Below are 15,999 nucleotides of genomic sequence, written 5' to 3'. Positions count from 1 at the left end.
TAGGCCAAGGATAAGGACGCCGCTCGCGATGAGGATGCGCGATTCATCGGCTGGGTGAAAAGCTATACCAAGGGGAAGGCGGCACCTTGAGTTAAAGGGGCATGCTGCGCATCAACGGCAAATGGGGTACGCCAGTTTGGCAGAGATTGTTGATATACGGGCGGGTGCCGAGCAGTCCGTGGAAGCGGCAAATCGATACGGCAGAACCGCATCGGGTACGGACTTAATCACTTGCGTGGCAGCCGCACTTCGAGCGCGAGGGCAAGTCTTCCAGCAGTCCGTTCCTCCTTTGCCATCCGTAGGAGTTGCAGGTGCGCCGAAACCGTTCAGCCGAAGCGTCGTCCGTGGCCATCGTGCAACTGCCGCAAACAATCAGCGAGACGCCTTCCGGGATGCACCCTCGCTCATTCAACCTGTCCCTTTTTTACAAAGTGACACGATATCAATAACTAAGCACGCTTGCGCGTTATGCTTCCCCGGGCGACGCTCGGATAGATTAGAGGCGATCTAAATCATTCATGTTGCAGGTAAAACCCGACTGATTTTGAGTGAAGATGCTGGCGACACAGACGGTCTTCCGAGTGTATCGGTTACCGCATCGCCGTTCGATCAATATTCCTGTTGCGTGAGCTTGTTTTGCCCAGTCTGCAACCTTCAGCCTTCGGAATTGTGGTCCGTGACCTCCATCGCACGGAAGAGCCACGCCTGCGCGGTTTTTTCCTGCGTCGGCTGCGCAACCCAAATGACGCCGCCGACGCGACCCAGGAGACGTTCCTGCGGTTTCTGGAAGCGCCGCAAAAGACCATCATCGATAACCCGCAAGCCTATCTGTTCCAGATAGCAAAGTCTGTCGCGAGCCGGTCTGGCGCGCGCACTGTCGCCGAGTCTCGGCTCTTCCTTCCGGCCGAAGATGGCTTCGATCAGCCTTTGGATGCACCCTCGCAGGAGCGCATCGTGAACGGGCGCCAGTGTCTCCTTTTGCTGGCAAAGGCCATTGAGGCACTTCCTAATCGGTGTCAGGAAGTCTTCATCCTCAGTCGCTTGCACGGTATGTCGAATGGTGAGATCGCCGCTCGGCTCGGCATTTCGCGAAATATGGTCGAAAAACATATCATCAAGGCGCTGATTCAATGCGCAAAGGTTCGGGCGGAGCTTTTTAAGTATATAGCTTGAACTTCGCTTTGCTGTGCCCTGCATGGCCGCTTTCACCTCTGTTTCGGAAAGACCTCAGAACCTGCATGTCGAACAAGCGCGCATGGAAGGACAAGGATCGCATCGCCGAGGACGCGGCCGGATGGGTCGCGAGGCTGCAATCGAGCGATGCGACCGAGGAAGACCACAAGCAATTCGCCGAATGGCTTGCTCTCGATCCCGCTCACCGCGAAGCCCATGGCATGTACCGGCGTTTGTGGGGCGAACTCAGGGATGTCCCGATTCCGTCAGACCGACTGAAAAAGTTGGCGCGCACTCGCCGCAGAACCGCCGCCGCTCGGGCGATGGGCTTCGCGGTTGTCGCCTTCGTCTTCCTATCCATGCATCAGATCGGATTGCTTGACCGACTGAGGGCCGATCACTCCACGTCTGTCGGCGAAGTGAGAATGGTCGCGCTGGAAGACGGCACTCGGGTCGATCTCAATACGGATACCGCTATTTCCGTCTCCTATTCCGAGAAAGCTCGCCGCGTGAAGGTGCTTCGGGGCGAAGCCTTTTTCGATGTAGCAAAGAATCCGGCGCGCCCGTTCACGGTCGAGGATGGCACCATTTCGGCCGTTGCCATCGGCACGCGCTACAGCGTCCGCACCGCGACGGGCGGTTTCCACGGCGACATTCAGGTGGAGGAAGGGCGCGTGGACGTGCGCACCGGCTCGGAAAGGGTCACCGTCGACGCTGGCCATGAAGCCGCTTTGAACGCAGAGGGCAAAGTCACGGTCCGACCCGCCGATGTCGGCAGCACCACGGCTTGGCGCGCGGGAAAGCTTGTCTTCTCGAACCGCCCCCTGAAAGACGTGCTGGACACGCTCGAACGTTATCGGAAAGGACGGATTTTCATTCTCGACGAGGCCGCTGCGGGAAGCAGGGTTTCAGGCATTTTCGACCTCAAGGATACGGAAGAAGCCCTGCGCGAAATCGAGACGACGCTTCCGGTGACCGTGACGCGCTTGACGGGACTGATGGTGATCGTGCGATCGCGCACGCCCTAATTTTTTTCAACAAGTACGTCAGGAGGCAGCCCCTCTTTTTGCTCTTACCAGATGAGGCGGTGCGTTGGGCAACACGCACCCCGCTGGGCAAGCATGAAGTTGGTGGGGCTAAATGGCAGTCAAAAATGTCTCTGCGCGGAGACAGGGCAAGCGCGTGCGCGCTGTTATGGCCGGGTCGCTGATTCTGACCGGTAGCGTCGCACTTTCGGCGCCGTCGCCAGCGCAACAGCAATCGGCATCGAGCAGACTTTCCGTGCCGGCGGGAGCGCTTGAAAGCGCGCTGCTCGCCCTTGGCCGGCAGGCAAATCTCCGGCTCGTTTATTCGAGTTCTCTCACAAGCGGCAAGGTAACGCACGGTGTGAGCGGCCAGCAGACGCCGCAGAACGCCGTGGCGCAGCTTCTGGCCGGAACGGGCCTCGGCTACACATTCACCGGGTCAAACACCGTAAGGATTTATGATCCATCGGCCGGTGCCTCCTCCTCGCCTGACGGTGCGGTTCAACTCGACACGATTGACGTCACAGGCGGTTCGAGCGGCGGCGTGTCGGCGGATCTGCCTTATGAGACGCGAGGAAGCACAAGTGTCATCACGGCGGAGGATCTGAACCGCTTTCCCGGCCTTACGTCGGGAGCGATACTCCAGGGCACGCCCGGCGTCATCTCCGGGTCGAGCAACAATGGCGCCGCAATCGATCCCAACATACGCGGGCTTCAGGGCATGAATCGCGTGGCCACTACCATCGATGGCTCGCAGCAAGCAACCTCCACCTACCGAGGCTATTCGGGCGTCGACAGCCGAACATATGTCGACCCGGACCTCATCGGCGGCGTCACCATCACCAAGGGACCGGACGGAGGAGCGAGCGGCGCGATCGGCGGCACGGTCGCCATGCAAACGCTCGGCGTTTCCGACATCCTCAAGGACGGCGACACCTATGGCGTGCGCGTTAAAGGTGGCCTCAATACCAATAGCCTCTCGCCCAGCATCGGCGCGACAGCGGCAGACTATGGCGAGGGGAAAATCGCCGGAAACGGGAGCGTCGCCGTGGCCTCGCGGCAGGATAATGTCGACATCGTCGCGGCGTTCGTGCGGCGCAAGACCGGCAACTATTTCTCAGGCACCGAGGGCGATCTCACCTCGCTCGATTACAACGGCCAACAGAAGAAGCTGTCCAACTATGGCTACGGCCAGCAAGTCTACAACACCTCGGAGGATGTCACTTCGGGCCTTCTGAAAGCAACCGTACGACCGGCGGACGGCCACGAGCTTCAATTCGGGTATCTTTACTACGGAAACGATTTTGGCGAGGTGTCGCCGTCTGTGATCTCCTCGGGTAATAACGTCACGTGGCAGCTTCCGTTAAGTTCAGTAAAGCTCAATCAATTCACCACGCGATACCGCTACAAGCCCGCAGATGACGACCTCGTCGATTTCAGGGCCAATGCCTATGCATCGAACACCGACGAGAGAAATGTATACGCTCTGTTAAGCAGCACCGGCGTTCTCGAACAGCAGGCGCGCAATTTCGGCGTCGACATTGAAAACACGTCGCGGCTGTCGCTGGCGGAACTGCCCCTTTCCCTGCGGTACGGAGGCACTTACGCGCTGGAAATGGCGAGACCCACGAGCAACGTCGACGCGGTGCAAGCATGGGCCCTGGCTCCCAACGCCGACCGCGAAATCGCCACCGCTTTTGCGAAGGCGAAATTGGAACCGCTCCCATGGCTTGCGCTGGAAACCGGTGTCGAATTTCTGACATACGATACGACCTTCAAGGGCAGCACCACCTATAACTACACCGGCCCCGCTTATACGGGCTACACGGGTCAAGGCGTCAGCCCCAGCGCCGGCGTGACTGTCACCCCGCTGCCGGGCTGGCAGCTGTTTGGCCAGTATTCCACGGGCATACGTCCGCCCAGCTTGCGGGAGACCAGCTTCATCCGTGGAGACGCTATGTTCAACCCCGATGTCAAGGCCGAGGAGGCCAGCAATTTCGAGGTCGGCACCAATATTTTGAAGAACAGCATCTTCCTCGAAGGCGACAAGGCGCGTCTAAAGCTCGCCTATTTTGACAACACCACAAACGACTATATCGGCCGCGAATTTTATAACTGGTCGTATATGCGCCTATTCAACTACGATCACGTGCGCTTTCAGGGCGTCGAACTCTCCGGCGGGTACAGTTCGAAGCTCGGCTTTCTCGATTTCGGCTTCAATTACTATACCGACTTCGAGGCGTGCCTGAAAAACGGTACATGCATGAATTACACGAAGCAGGCGGATTACCTTGCCAACCAGATGCCCCCGAAATGGTCGACATCGGTGAAGGCGGGCGTGCATTTCTGGGATGAGCGCGCCACGATCGGCGGCCGCGTCACCTACATGAGCCAGCGTCTCGCGCCGCTGGTGCCGGATTCGAGCTATTTCTGGACCACAAAAGTTTGGGCCCCTTACACGGTCGTCGATCTCTTCGCCCAAGTGAAGCTAAACGATTCGGTAACAGTCGATGTGGGCGTCCAGAACCTGTTCGATGCGTATTACGTGGATGCGCTGAACAATACCGACATGCCGGCACCGGGCCGCGTGATCAGCGCCAGTCTCACGGCGAAGCTCGGCAGTTCAGAGCCGCTTCCGTGGGTATTTGGCGATGGGCCGGACGGCGATCCCGGCATGCCTTGGACCGGCTTTTATCTCGGCGCCCACCTCGGCTACGGCTACGGCACCACAAAGGGGACGACCACCGCCGCCGATGGCACTGTCACGACGAACGCGACGCAGGAATCCGCCGATCAGGATCTCGCCAACATCCTCGGCGGCGCACAGGTCGGCTACAATTACCAGTTCGGCAACGGCATCGTATTGGGCGTCGAGGCAGATTTCTCCCGCACGCCAATGGCAGATTATCGCGAGGTGATTTCGACCGAGGCAGAAATACTCACCACCCGTAAGATGCTGCAATCGCGGACGGACTACACGTTCGATTGGCTCTCCACCCTCCGCGCGCGCGCCGGTTACGCCTTCGACAATCTGTTCGTCTATGGAACAGGCGGCGTCGCCTTCCTCAAAGAGACCGAAGAGCGTATGCAGTATAGATCCAATATAGCTTCCTCATCCTATCCCGCCGGATACTATACAGAGACATTTTTTAGTGAAAAGGCCGACAATGTACGCACCGGCTTCACAGTAGGCGCGGGAGCGGAATATGCATTCTCCCGGAATTGGTCGCTGAAGGGAGAGTATCTCTTTGCGGACTTTGGCGCGGAAGATTTCATTTTCGACGAGGCCCGCGCTGGCGTAACGCAAACCTATTCGGTAACCACGCGCTGCTCCGCAAGCAATTATACCCCGCCATGTCGCGGGCAGAGAGAAAACATCACCACGACCTATCCGGGCTCGTCGGATACCGTCAACGGTCGCAAGGCATCGAACGACGCAGATCTGCACATGGTGAAGATCGGCCTGAACTACCGCTTCTGACAGTGCCTTGCATGACCGCGAGGGCGAGAAGCCCTCGCGAGCATCCTCAGACACCGTGCCACCTGAGCCCGAACCGAGGAGCAGAGCGGCGCAGCCCTGACGTGCACGCCACGAGACGAAGCGTGAACGTCGGTGGGGTTAATGCCAGGTGCGGCTCCCCCGGCGCCAAACCGAACTGGATCGAGAACGCCAGATTTGAGCTCTGCCGGTGCTGAAAGGTGTGGCGCTGGTGATTCCGAGCGGCCTTCTCAAAGAAAAAAAGCCGCCTCGACGAGCTGATCGGGTTCGCGAACGAGGCCGAACTCCTTTTCCAGCCGCTCGCATTCTGCCATGAGCTTGTTCCTGGCGCGCGAACGCTGGCCGCGCGCTCAAACTGCATCGCAATACGATCGACGCGGTCTATCACGAGGCAACGATGCAGGGCTCGCTCGTCACCGAAGCAGCGAGAGGCACCTTCGTTGTGGGCGATCTCCTCATAGAGGCGGGCGCATGGCGGAGCCGATCACCATCCCCTGTCGTCGGTAGTGCGAAAGCCTCCCCGGCAATGGCCGAACGGGAGATACTGCGCTTCTCCGATTTTCTTCTGCAGGCGGCTATGGCGATACGCGGGGAATTATGCACTTGACTAATCAGTCAAGTGCATAATTCCCCGTCTATTCCGCCCGGCAGAAGGTGCCAAAAGGGCTAGAAGAGCGCGTCGCGCAGGTCGTGGGAAGCGACAGGCCGAAGCTCTCCTGGTTGAAGCGATCCCTCGGCACGCGCGATTGGCGCGAAGCCAACATCGCCGCCAACCGATCCTAATGCAGTTCGACGCGGTCGTTGCCGAGGCGCGAAAGCCGCTTCATGAACGACTCGCGCGCGTGCTGACTGCCGCCGAGATTCATGAGATTGCCGCCTACCATTACGCGAGCCTTCTCGAGGAGGATGAAGAGCTCCGCCGCGAAGGCGACGGCTCCGACGAGGTGTACGCGTCGGTGTTCGGGCGTGTCTCAAGCCTGCTTACGGCGTCTCTGATCGACAGTTCGCGAAATCGGTTGAGACGATCGAATATGTCCTGCCTCTGGCGAAAGCAGCGATAGCGCGTGGCAACATAGCCTTCGTCGAGGACGATCTTGAAGAACTCGCGGAGGCGTTCGGGCTCAAGCTCGACAAAGGTAGTCTCTCTTATCGGCAGCTCGGTTTTGCCGTCCTGAAGGCTCATTTGCGGGCACTTGAAGATATCCAGAAGCGCAACGCCGGTGAAGTCGTCGACACCCCGGATGTAGCTGAGCCTCTCCTCCAAACTCCCGTCGCCGTTCACTCGCAATCGGCTGCCTCTCGGAAGCGCTCTGGCGTGACCTTCGAGGAGGTTTTCGAGAGCTGGAAGAAAGGTGGCACGAAGTCCGAGGCGACCATCAAGGAGTTCGCCTACTCCATCAGGCTGTTCGGCGAGTTCTTCGGCAGCAAGGTGATCGTTGACGTTTCCCGTTCCGACGTGCGCCAGTTTCGTGAGGCACTCCAGGTGAAGCCTGCGCGCGTTTCGGGCCAACTCCGCAACGCCACCCTTCCCGATCTCGTGAAATGGGCGGCCAAGAATAAGGGTGCAAAGCGGATTTCGGTCGGCACCGTCAACAAGATCCTCACCGCTCTTCAAGCGCTGGCAACCTGGGCTTACGACAACGGGCTCATCCCGGAGGACACGCCCTGGACCAACCCGTTCTCGCGCATGCTGCTCGAGGACAAGCCATCAGATCGCGAGCCGTGGACGCCCGAAGATCTTCGCGGGCTCTTTGCATCTCCCGTGTTCTCGGCTGGCGAGCGGCCACGCGGCGGCGGTGGAGACGCAGCCTATTGGCTGCCGCTTCTCGGGCTCTACACGGGGGCACGGCTCGGCGAACTCGCGCCTCTCACAGTTCGGGACATTGTGATGGACGATGAGACTGGCATCACCGCCATCAAGTTCTCGGAGAACGAAGAGGAGGGCCGTCGCTTGAAGACCATTTCGTCACGGCGCGTAGTGCCTCTTCATCCAAAGCTGGTCGAGCTTGGCTTCCTGGCTTTTATCTTGGCTCGACAGAAGGAAGCGGGAGCCGACGCGAGGTTGTTTTCGGCGCTCACAAGAGGACCAAAGGGCAGCTATGGCGACCACTGGTCGAAATGGTTCGGCCGTTACATCCGATCCATTGGCATTACCAACCCGGCAAGTGTCTTCCACTCCTTCCGGCATGGCTTCAAGGACGCGCTCAGGTCGGTGGGTGTCAGCGAAGAAGTCCACGACGCGCTCACCGGGCACGCCGGTACTGGCGGTGTAGGTCGCCGTTACGGCGCAAAGGACATGGTAAGACGCTTCGGCCTCAAGCGGCTCGCTGAAGCCTGGCCCTCGTCGATTATCCGAGTGTCGAGGTGCTGGTGAAGAAGTGAGGTTCCAAAAAACACAGTGTAACGAGCGGGCGCGGCGCGCGCGCCAGGTGCGCCTTTTGAACGGCTGATGAAGCCGCAACGCACCTGGCCTGACGCCCACGTGGAAAGAGCAACACGTGGATGCAACCTTCTGACAGAAGGAGAGCGCGCCCTATAGAAATGATGGGCGTTAAAGTCGCTGCGGTGCTGTTTTTACGGAGCTGCCGACCGAACCGGATTGACGATCGCGATGCCTGCGAAATCCTTCTCGTTGTCCGTGACGACGACGCAGCCGTTCACCTCGGCAGTGGCCGCGATGATCATGTCGAGCGCACTCCTCGGCCGTCCTTCCGCCTTGCCGTCCGCCATCAGCCTCGCCCATGCGATCGCCGCTCGCTCGTCGAACGGCAGAACACGGCCTGCGAACAAGGCCGCAGGCCCCTCCGCTCCCTCGAACCACGCCTCGAGCTGCGCTCTGCGCTTGCCTTCGGGCTTCTCGAGGATGCCGCGCCAGATCTCCGCGATGGTGAGCGAGGCGATGAAAAGGTCTTCGTCGGCCTGCTCGGCCATCCACGCCATGAGCGTTTCCGACGGCGCGGGCTTGACGAGATTGGAGATGATGTTCGTGTCGAGCAGCCAGGGCATCAAAGATCGACCGCGCGGCCGTCCTCACGGCTGCGTTCAAGGTCGAGATCCGCACCGACGAGCGGGGAGCGGCGCAACGCTGCAAGAATGCCGCCTGTTTTCGGGGTGCCACCAAGGTTCTCCGCCACGGTGGCACGAAGGCGCGATGCTTCCGGGCCGCCTTCCGCGAGACGACGTGCCAGCGAGCGGATGAGGTCACGATCCTTGTCGAGCCCGAGCACCTCGAAACGAGCGATGCCGCGCTCGGAAAGCCGCGACCGGTAGGTCTTGATTGCTCGACGCTGTGAGCTGCTGGTCATGGCGCGCTTCCTCTCTCATGTAACCGGTAATATAGCCAGAAACTGCCAATTCAACAAGGGGGCGCAATCAGGCGTCCGAGCAAGCACAACCTCGTAGACATATTCTCGCACATGGGGATCGCCGAGTTTTCCCAGAAAATGCCGTCCGAAGCGGCTCAGTAGACGCGGTAGATGCACAGTCTTCCGCGTGGGACACACCTGCGCCTGGTCTACTGCGTATAGCTCGGCGTGGCCTTGATGCCTTTGTCGGTGGCGATGCGATACACGCTGCTTCGCCCGATGCCGAGCCGTCGCGCCACCTCGGTCGGAGACACGCCAGCCTTAAGCAGCGCCTCGACCTCGGCCGATTTCGCCTGCGCGGTCGGCTTCCGGCCCTTGCGTTCACACCTCTGTCATGCCCCTCAGGCATTTTTACAGTCGGACGAAGGTGGGAGCCGGTTTACCGGCAATGGGCATGAGAAATTGGCCAGAAAAACGACGTCAACACGCACGCATCGAGATCATTCCGATGATTGATGTGATGATGTTTCTTCTTGTTTTCTTTGTTCTCATAAGCATAAACGTCCTTCCCGCGCTCGGACTTAAAATAAAGCCGCCGAGTTCTGCTTCGCCAGATCAGGTCACGGAACGCCAGCGCACGATGGTCGGCATAGACCGCGACGGCAAGATCTTCCTGGATGGGCAGCCAATCGACATCGCCGACCTTTCGGATCGCCTGCGAGCCCTCGAAGAGCCGAACAAGAAACTCGTCGTCGTCATCGCAGGCGATGAGGGCGCCGCATTGCAAAACGTCGTCAGCGTTCTCGACGCACTGAAGCTGGCGGGCGTCGCCAGTGCTCAGATCGTCGCTCGGCCGAAGTGACCCATGCATGGGCGAGCGCACCGAAATCATCAGCAACGCATCGGGGATCGTCATCATCGCGGTCCTGACGGCGCTCGTACTTCACTCGAAGCCAGCGCTTCCTGGTCCGGTTGTGGGGCCAGGCGAGCCGGTAGAGATTTCCCTCGAAGCCGCGCCGGAAGAGCCGAAAGAGCAACCGAAGGAGGAGAGTGCGGCCGCGCCGCCCCCTGCTTCGGAAGAGGTCAAGCCGCCCGAGGAGGTCACACCGCCTCCTCCTCCTCCTCCGCCGCCTCCACCGCCCGAGGAAACAGCACCGATTGCGGAAACTCCAGCGGCGACACCGACGGAAGAAGCTTCTGTCGTCCCTCCGGAACCGCTCGTCGATCCCGATGGAGTGGCGGCGGCGCAGCAACAGGCACGCGAGGCTGCGCGCGAAAAGGAGGCATCGGCCTTCCGTACATGCCTTCAGAAAAGCGCGCGCTATCCGTCATCGAAGGAGGCCAGAAAGCTTAAACCACACGGTACTGTAGTTCTCGAATTACATGTCCAATCTTGGGCGATTGGAGATGTAATCATCGTAAATAGTTCCGGCTCGACTATTTTAGACGAGGCGGCGAAAGCAAGTGTTTTAAAGTCTGGATGCGGGAAAAATAGTGAGTTCAGCATCCTATCGGGCAGCATAGCGTACTGAGTTTCAATAGGGCACTTTGGGGGAATATTATGCGTGGGACCATCCTGCGTGGCGTTAGCGCTACGTTACTATTCAGCACGGCGCTTTCAAGCGTCGCTTACGGCCAGACTACCTCGACGCCGGTGCCGGCCAATCAGCCGGCTCCGTCAGGCCAGACAGCCGCTCCGGCAACCGCCCAGAGCTTCGGCACGGTTTACGCGACCGAGCCGGTGAGGCGTCCGAGCGTTGCGCTGGCGCAGCCGGGCCTCACCGCATCGCCGACCGACTATGGCGCGCTTCTCCAGACCACGGCGGCCGCAACCGCTCCGGGCGGCACGGGCGCGGCGACCGAAGTCAAGGTTACGCCCGGCGGCGTGACGCGTCAGGACATCGGCGGCGGTTACATGATCCTCGAACAGGCGACGAAGACGCGCTCCACCGTGACGCGCGACGCCATCGACAAGCAGTCGCCGACGTCGAACCCGTATCAGATGATCAATCTTCTGCCGGGCGTCATCCAGTCGAGTTCGGACAACACCGGCCTCAACGGCGGCAACATCCGCCTGCGTGGCTTCAACTCGGACCACGTCGGCATGACCATCGAAGGCATGCCCGTCAACGACTCGGGCAACTATGCGCTCTACCCGCAGGAATACGTCGACTCCGAGAACATCCAGCAGATCTCCATCGCGCAAGGGTCGCCTGACCTCGACTCGCCGCATGTCGGCTCCGCAGGCGGCGTCATCAACATCTATATGCGCGACCCGTCGAAGGACGCAGGCGCGTATGCTTCCTTCTCGGCCGGTTCCGACGCGCTGCTTCGCTCCTTCACCCGCATCGAGTCCGGCGAGATCAACGGCGTCAGCGCCTATGTCAGCTACTCGAAGCTCTCGAAGGATCACTGGATCGGGCCGGGCAGCGACGATCGCGAGCATATCGACTTCAAGGCGAAGTGGGAGCTTTCGCCCGGCAACACGATCCGCTTTGCCGCGATCTACAACGACGCGCTGAACAATTTCTACGCAACCCCGACGAAGGCGCAAGCGGGTCAGCCTTACAGCACGTGGGGCTATAACACGACACCGAACACTAATAACTACTATGGCTACAGGGTCAATCCATTCAAGAATCTTATCCTGAGCGCTCCGTCCAATTTCACGCTCAACTCGAACCTGAAGTTCGACACCATCCCGTATTACTGGTACGGCTACGGTAACGGTGGCGGTACGTTCACTCTCTCAGAGAGCAGCTTTGACTTTGGCAACATGAAGGTCAGGGCCGACCTCAACGGCAATGGTAACACAACCGATACGATCCGTTACTACAACCCTTCCATCACCGAGACGCATCGCCCCGGCGTGATCAACAAGTTCACCTACGATTACGGTAATCACCAAATCGTCGCCGGTCACTGGTTTGAATATGCGATGCATCATCAGACAAATCCGTACGCCGCGCTAAACGCAAATGGAACGGTCGCCGATTATTTCGCGGATGCTGGTGGTATTCGCCTAACTGGCGGAACCTGCACCCGGTTCAACCCCATTCTGAAAACATACGACACCGCTACCTGTCCCACTGGCATGCTCCAGAGGACGCGCGACTTCCAGACGGATACCATGACCAACATGGTGTTCCTGGGCGACACCTGGAAGGCGACTGACAAGCTGACGGTGATGTACGGCGCGAAGCAGGTGTGGGTCAACCGCACTGTGGACAGCAACCTGCCGGGCGGCACCGAACAGAGCCTCTACGATACGGCGACGCTTCCGACTGCGGGCGTGCGTTACAAGCTCGACAACGACAACACGGTGTTCGCGAACTTTGCGACCTCCTTCCGTTCTCCGCCGAACTACACGCTCACGGCCGCGGGCGTCTACATCCCCAACACCACGGTTCCGATGGAAGAAGGCAAGTCCTTCGAAATCGGCCACCGCTACCAGGGCTCGACGTTTGCGACCTCGGTCACCGCGTTCTATGGCACTTTCCAGAACTACCAGGTTTCGACCAACGTCTATGACGACGCGAACACCAGTCAACTTGTCACAGTAAATGCGGGCGATGTCATCAACTACGGCATCAATGCCGAGCTTGGCCTGCGGCCGATCTATAATCTCCGGCCGTATGTCTCCGCCGAATTGATCCGCACCGAGATGCTCGACAACGGGATTGGGGCATACGGCACGCGTGGCGGCGCAAAGGTGAACGACTACCTTCGTACCAGCGGAAAGCAACTGCCGGGCACGCCGAACTATTCGTTCGGTTTCGGGCTCGACTATGACGACGACCACATCATCGGCAACATCGGCTTCAAGTGGATCGGCTCGCAATACGCGACCTTCATGAACGACGAGACGCTCGACTCCTTTGGCCGCGTCGACGCCATGATCGGCTACCGGTTCGACAACTTCGGTTGGCTGAAGCGTCCGGAAATCAAGCTGAACATCTACAATATCGCCAATACGGATGATTTGACCGGCGTCTACAGCATCAAGAACAACGCCAAGACGACGACCGGCGTGAATGGCTCGACGATCTCTTCGTCGGCTCCGACCTACTACCAGGGCCAGGGCGCTTCGTTCCTCGTGACCTTCAGCACAGGTCTCTAATAGTGAATATCGACACGGCATATTTCCACGAGTTGTGCATCACCATCCTCTACGGATCGGTGGTGGTGCTCACCTTCGTGGTGGTCGAGCGGCTCGTCTATTACGGGCTGCTCGCCCTTCGCACCAGAAAGCTCGGAGCCGTGATCCACGGCTCCGGACCGGTGCCTGCGACCGTATTCCGCTCGCGAGACCTGCTCACGCGGAGCCTCGCGACCTATGTCGGAGCGGTTCGGTCGCCCGGCGCGACTCGCGACGCGCTTGAAGACCTTTCCGCCAGCCTATTCATCAGGGTGAGCGGCAAGGTCGAGGCGCGGCTGTGGGTGCTGGACACCATCGTGACGGCGGCACCGCTTCTCGGCCTGCTCGGCACGATCCTCGGCATCATGGACACGTTCAACGCGCTGTCATCGGGCGGCATTTCCGATCCCGCCGCCGTCAGCCGTGGCATTGCCGCCGCACTGGTGGCAACTGCGGTCGGCATCGGTACCGCGCTTTACGCGCTGCTCGGGCTGAACCTCCTGCACCGCGTCGAGGGGCACCTGAACGACGAGTTCAAACGCCTCATCCTTGGCAGCCAGTCGCTACCCGAATCTGAGGTGAGGATTGCACTCAACGCGGCGCAAACCGATCATGTGGGTGAAGGCGGCGCTACACTGCGAACCGCAATGCAGGAGACGTAATTGACCATCGCAATAACCCGCCGCACCGCCCTTGGCGCGGCGGCATACCTCGCTACCCTCGGCTTGTCGGACGCGCTCGCAGCAGACTCTGGTCCGCGCATGCGCATCCGCCTGCTCGAAACCTCCGATCTGCATATGTTCGTGATGGATTGGGATTACTACCACGCCAAGCCCGATCCGACAGTCGGCCTGACGCGGGTTGCGACCCTCATCCGCGCGGCGCGACGCGAAAGCCCGAACGCGCTGCTGTTTGACAACGGCGATTTTCTGCAAGGCAACCCGCTCGCGGACTATATCGCTGCGCAACCGCCCGGCACCGAGCCGCATCCGCTTGTCGCTACGATGACGGCGCTCGGCTATGACGCAGCGGGCCTCGGCAACCACGAATTCAATTACGGCCTCGATTTTCTGGAGGCGACGGTCCAGAACGCGCCTTTCAGCTTCGTCTGCGCAAATGTCGTTCGCGCTGGCGGTGCACCGTTCCTTCCTTCGTACACCGTTCTGAAGCGCGTCTTCAAGGATGAGGCGGGCGCGGAGCACGAGTTGCGCATCGGCGTTATCAGCTTCTTGCCGCCGCAGATCATGTCTTGGGACAAGGCGCGCCTTGAGGGCAAGGTCGAGGCAAGCGACATCGTCCTGACGGCGAGGCGCCTCGTCCCCGAGTTGAGGGCGAAATGCGATGTGTTGGTCGCGCTCTGCCATTCGGGCATCGGAACCGGCGCATGGGCGGAAGGCGAAGAGCACGCCGCGCTTCATCTTGCCGCCGTGCCGGGCATCGACGCGATCCTCCTCGGGCACGCCCATCGCGTGTTTCCGGGAAAGGACTACGCCAGCGCCGACGGAGTGGACGCGGTTGCGGGGCGGCTTCATGGCGTGCCGGCGGTGATGCCCGGCTTCTGGGGTAGCCATCTCGGCGTCATCGACCTCGGCCTGAGGCGTGACGGCGAGCGCTGGATCGTCGAGAAGGCTGATGTCGAAGCCCGTCCGATCTACCGACGCGAGGGCGGCACGGTTCACGAACTGACCACCGCCGATGGGGCGGTGACGGCCTCCATCGCAGCTGCGCACCGGGGGACGTTGAGCTGGATCGAGCAGCCCGCGGGCGCGCTCGACGCTCCGATCCATAGCTATTTCGTGTGGGCGGGATACGATCCGACGACTGCGCTGGTGAACGCTGCGCAGATCGCTTACGCCAAGCCGCTCCTTGCCGCTGCCGGCTTTGGCGTGTTGCCGCTTTTGTCGGCCGCCGCGCCCTATCGCGTGGGCTATAAGCCTGACAGTTTCATCGACATCCCCGCAGGCCCGGTGCCGATGCGCGCGGTCGCCGACCTCTACATCTATTCCAGCAATACCGTTACCGTAGTGAAGGCGACGGGCGCCCAGATCGTCGCCTGGCTCGAATGGGCGACGCGCGTGTTCAATACGATCGATCCGTCCACCGCAGGCTCGCAGCCGCTCGTCAACAGAAAAATCCCGTCCTACAACTTCGACACGATTGCCGGTCTCACCTACGCGATCAATGTGACCAAGCCGTCGGGCCGCATCGCTGATGTCCGTTTTGAGGGAAAACCCCTCGACCTGACGCGCGAGTTCGCGGTAGTGACCAACAACTACCGAGCCGATGGCGGCGGCGGCTTTGCTGCGCTGAAGGACGCAGAAATTTTGCTCCGGGCGCCGGATACCAACCGCGATGCAGTCTTTCGTTATTTCAGGGCGAGCCCGACTGTCCATGTGCATGACACGACGCCGTGGCGGTTTGCTCCTGCCGAAAGGCCGGTTGAAGTGTGGTTCGACACCGGCAAGGCGGCCGTGCCGCTGATCGAGGGAAGCAAGGAACTCGTGCTCCTGGGCGACGGAGAGCCCGGCTATGCGAGGGTCGGGATGTCTCTTGGGCGAGAGATTTGATCCAACGGCTCCTACTTTTAAGCTACCGGGATGTGCCGCCACCAATCCGTGAGGTCCGTACACCCCACGAGATGACGCAGCCGGACATCGTCTATTGTGCAGTCGGGCTATGAATCCGTTCGCAAAAAGTGGATCAGGATGACGGGTTAGTGGTGGCAGGCGGAAATTGGGTCGATCAGTTCAAGCTTCCGCTCCCGACTGACGAGCGGCTGGCGGCCTTCTCCCGACGGGTTGATCGTATTGAAGACGCGCGCTGCCCATTCGAGCTAGGCTACAATCTCCGCACCCGTCG

12 protein-coding genes and 1 pseudogene are annotated in these 15,999 nt (G+C 60.3%); 9 read left to right on the top strand and 4 right to left on the bottom strand.

The window, feature by feature from the left end:
- The first annotated feature begins 621 nt into the window (after positions 1–621).
- The 3 genes from T281_RS18310 to T281_RS11440 all read left to right on the top strand — a co-directional run bounded on the left by T281_RS18310 (position 622) and on the right by T281_RS11440 (position 5,679).
- On the top strand, positions 622–1,173 hold the full coding sequence (locus T281_RS18310; RefSeq protein ID WP_245269226.1) for an RNA polymerase sigma factor: 552 nt from the start codon (positions 622–624) through the stop codon (positions 1,171–1,173).
- Between the two features lie 65 nt (positions 1,174–1,238).
- Entirely contained in the window at positions 1,239–2,201 is a 963-nt protein-coding gene (locus tag T281_RS11445; protein ID WP_037238791.1) for a FecR family protein, read from the top strand.
- Between the two features lie 112 nt (positions 2,202–2,313).
- Entirely contained in the window at positions 2,314–5,679 is a 3,366-nt protein-coding gene (locus tag T281_RS11440; protein ID WP_155955215.1) for a TonB-dependent receptor domain-containing protein, read from the top strand.
- A gap of 901 nt (positions 5,680–6,580) precedes the next feature.
- Here T281_RS11440 and T281_RS11430 read toward each other — a convergent pair.
- Positions 6,581–6,979, bottom strand: a complete 399-nt coding sequence (locus tag T281_RS11430; RefSeq protein ID WP_037238783.1) for a hypothetical protein — start codon at positions 6,977–6,979, stop codon at positions 6,581–6,583.
- Between the two features lie 33 nt (positions 6,980–7,012).
- On the opposite strand from T281_RS11430, the gene T281_RS17805 reads away from it, so the two are divergent.
- Positions 7,013–8,071 carry a site-specific integrase gene (locus tag T281_RS17805; RefSeq protein ID WP_052037403.1) on the top strand — a complete coding sequence of 353 codons (1,059 nt, stop codon included), beginning with the start codon at positions 7,013–7,015 and terminating at the stop codon, positions 8,069–8,071.
- Positions 8,072–8,271: 200 nt separating this feature from the next.
- Here T281_RS17805 and T281_RS11420 read toward each other — a convergent pair whose 3' ends face one another.
- The 3 genes and pseudogenes from T281_RS11420 to T281_RS19550 all read right to left on the bottom strand — a co-directional run.
- Positions 8,272–8,703 (bottom strand): type II toxin-antitoxin system VapC family toxin, encoded by a 432-nt coding sequence (locus tag T281_RS11420; protein ID WP_037238779.1) that lies wholly within the window; start codon positions 8,701–8,703, stop codon positions 8,272–8,274.
- Positions 8,703–9,002: a hypothetical protein gene (locus T281_RS11415; protein ID WP_037238776.1), complete on the bottom strand. Its 300-nt coding sequence runs from the start codon at positions 9,000–9,002 to the stop codon at positions 8,703–8,705. Before T281_RS11415 ends, T281_RS11420 begins: the two co-directional genes overlap by 1 nt.
- A 209-nt stretch (positions 9,003–9,211) precedes the next feature.
- A pseudogene (locus tag T281_RS19550) lies at positions 9,212–9,364 on the bottom strand (helix-turn-helix domain-containing protein); the annotation flags it as partial.
- 32 nt (positions 9,365–9,396) lie between these two features.
- On the opposite strand from T281_RS19550, the gene T281_RS18300 reads away from it, so the two are divergent.
- Genes T281_RS18300 through T281_RS11390 form a run of 5 tightly spaced genes read left to right on the top strand, consistent with a single transcriptional unit; the run spans position 9,397 to position 15,707 of the window.
- Positions 9,397–9,864, top strand: a complete 468-nt coding sequence (locus tag T281_RS18300; protein WP_245269224.1) for an ExbD/TolR family protein — start codon at positions 9,397–9,399, stop codon at positions 9,862–9,864.
- A gap of 7 nt (positions 9,865–9,871) precedes the next feature.
- Complete coding sequence (locus T281_RS18295; protein WP_081796748.1) at positions 9,872–10,534, top strand: energy transducer TonB; 663 nt, start codon at positions 9,872–9,874, stop codon at positions 10,532–10,534.
- Between the two features lie 29 nt (positions 10,535–10,563).
- Positions 10,564–13,122 carry a TonB-dependent receptor gene (locus T281_RS11400; protein WP_081796747.1) on the top strand — a complete coding sequence of 853 codons (2,559 nt, stop codon included), beginning with the start codon at positions 10,564–10,566 and terminating at the stop codon, positions 13,120–13,122.
- Between the two features lie 2 nt (positions 13,123–13,124).
- A complete protein-coding gene (locus tag T281_RS11395; RefSeq protein ID WP_081796746.1) occupies positions 13,125–13,802 on the top strand; it encodes a MotA/TolQ/ExbB proton channel family protein in 678 nt (225 codons plus the stop codon).
- Positions 13,803–15,707 (top strand): bifunctional 2',3'-cyclic-nucleotide 2'-phosphodiesterase/3'-nucleotidase, encoded by a 1,905-nt coding sequence (locus tag T281_RS11390; protein WP_037238764.1) that lies wholly within the window; start codon positions 13,803–13,805, stop codon positions 15,705–15,707.
- Positions 15,708–15,999: the final 292 nt, after the last annotated feature.

This window comes from Rhodomicrobium udaipurense JA643, assembly GCF_000636015.1.
Lineage (GTDB): Bacteria > Pseudomonadota > Alphaproteobacteria > Rhizobiales > Rhodomicrobiaceae > Rhodomicrobium > Rhodomicrobium udaipurense.
The sequence above is the reverse complement of the archived record's forward strand: the minus strand, read 5'-3'. Positions and strand labels throughout refer to the sequence as shown.

What these genes read in the sequence shown, in the direction of transcription:
- T281_RS11400 (WP_081796747.1), top strand. Translation starts at nt 10,564, where the DNA reads ATGCGTGGGACCATCCTGCGTGGCGTTAGCGCTACGTTACTATTCAGC.
- T281_RS11420 (WP_037238779.1), bottom strand. Translation starts at nt 8,703, where the DNA reads ATGCCCTGGCTGCTCGACACGAACATCATCTCCAATCTCGTCAAGCCC.
- T281_RS11440 (WP_155955215.1), top strand. Translation starts at nt 2,314, where the DNA reads ATGGCAGTCAAAAATGTCTCTGCGCGGAGACAGGGCAAGCGCGTGCGC.
- T281_RS11445 (WP_037238791.1), top strand. Translation starts at nt 1,239, where the DNA reads ATGTCGAACAAGCGCGCATGGAAGGACAAGGATCGCATCGCCGAGGAC.
- T281_RS18300 (WP_245269224.1), top strand. Translation starts at nt 9,397, where the DNA reads ATGCCCCTCAGGCATTTTTACAGTCGGACGAAGGTGGGAGCCGGTTTA.
- T281_RS18295 (WP_081796748.1), top strand. Translation starts at nt 9,872, where the DNA reads ATGGGCGAGCGCACCGAAATCATCAGCAACGCATCGGGGATCGTCATC.
- T281_RS11415 (WP_037238776.1), bottom strand. Translation starts at nt 9,002, where the DNA reads ATGACCAGCAGCTCACAGCGTCGAGCAATCAAGACCTACCGGTCGCGG.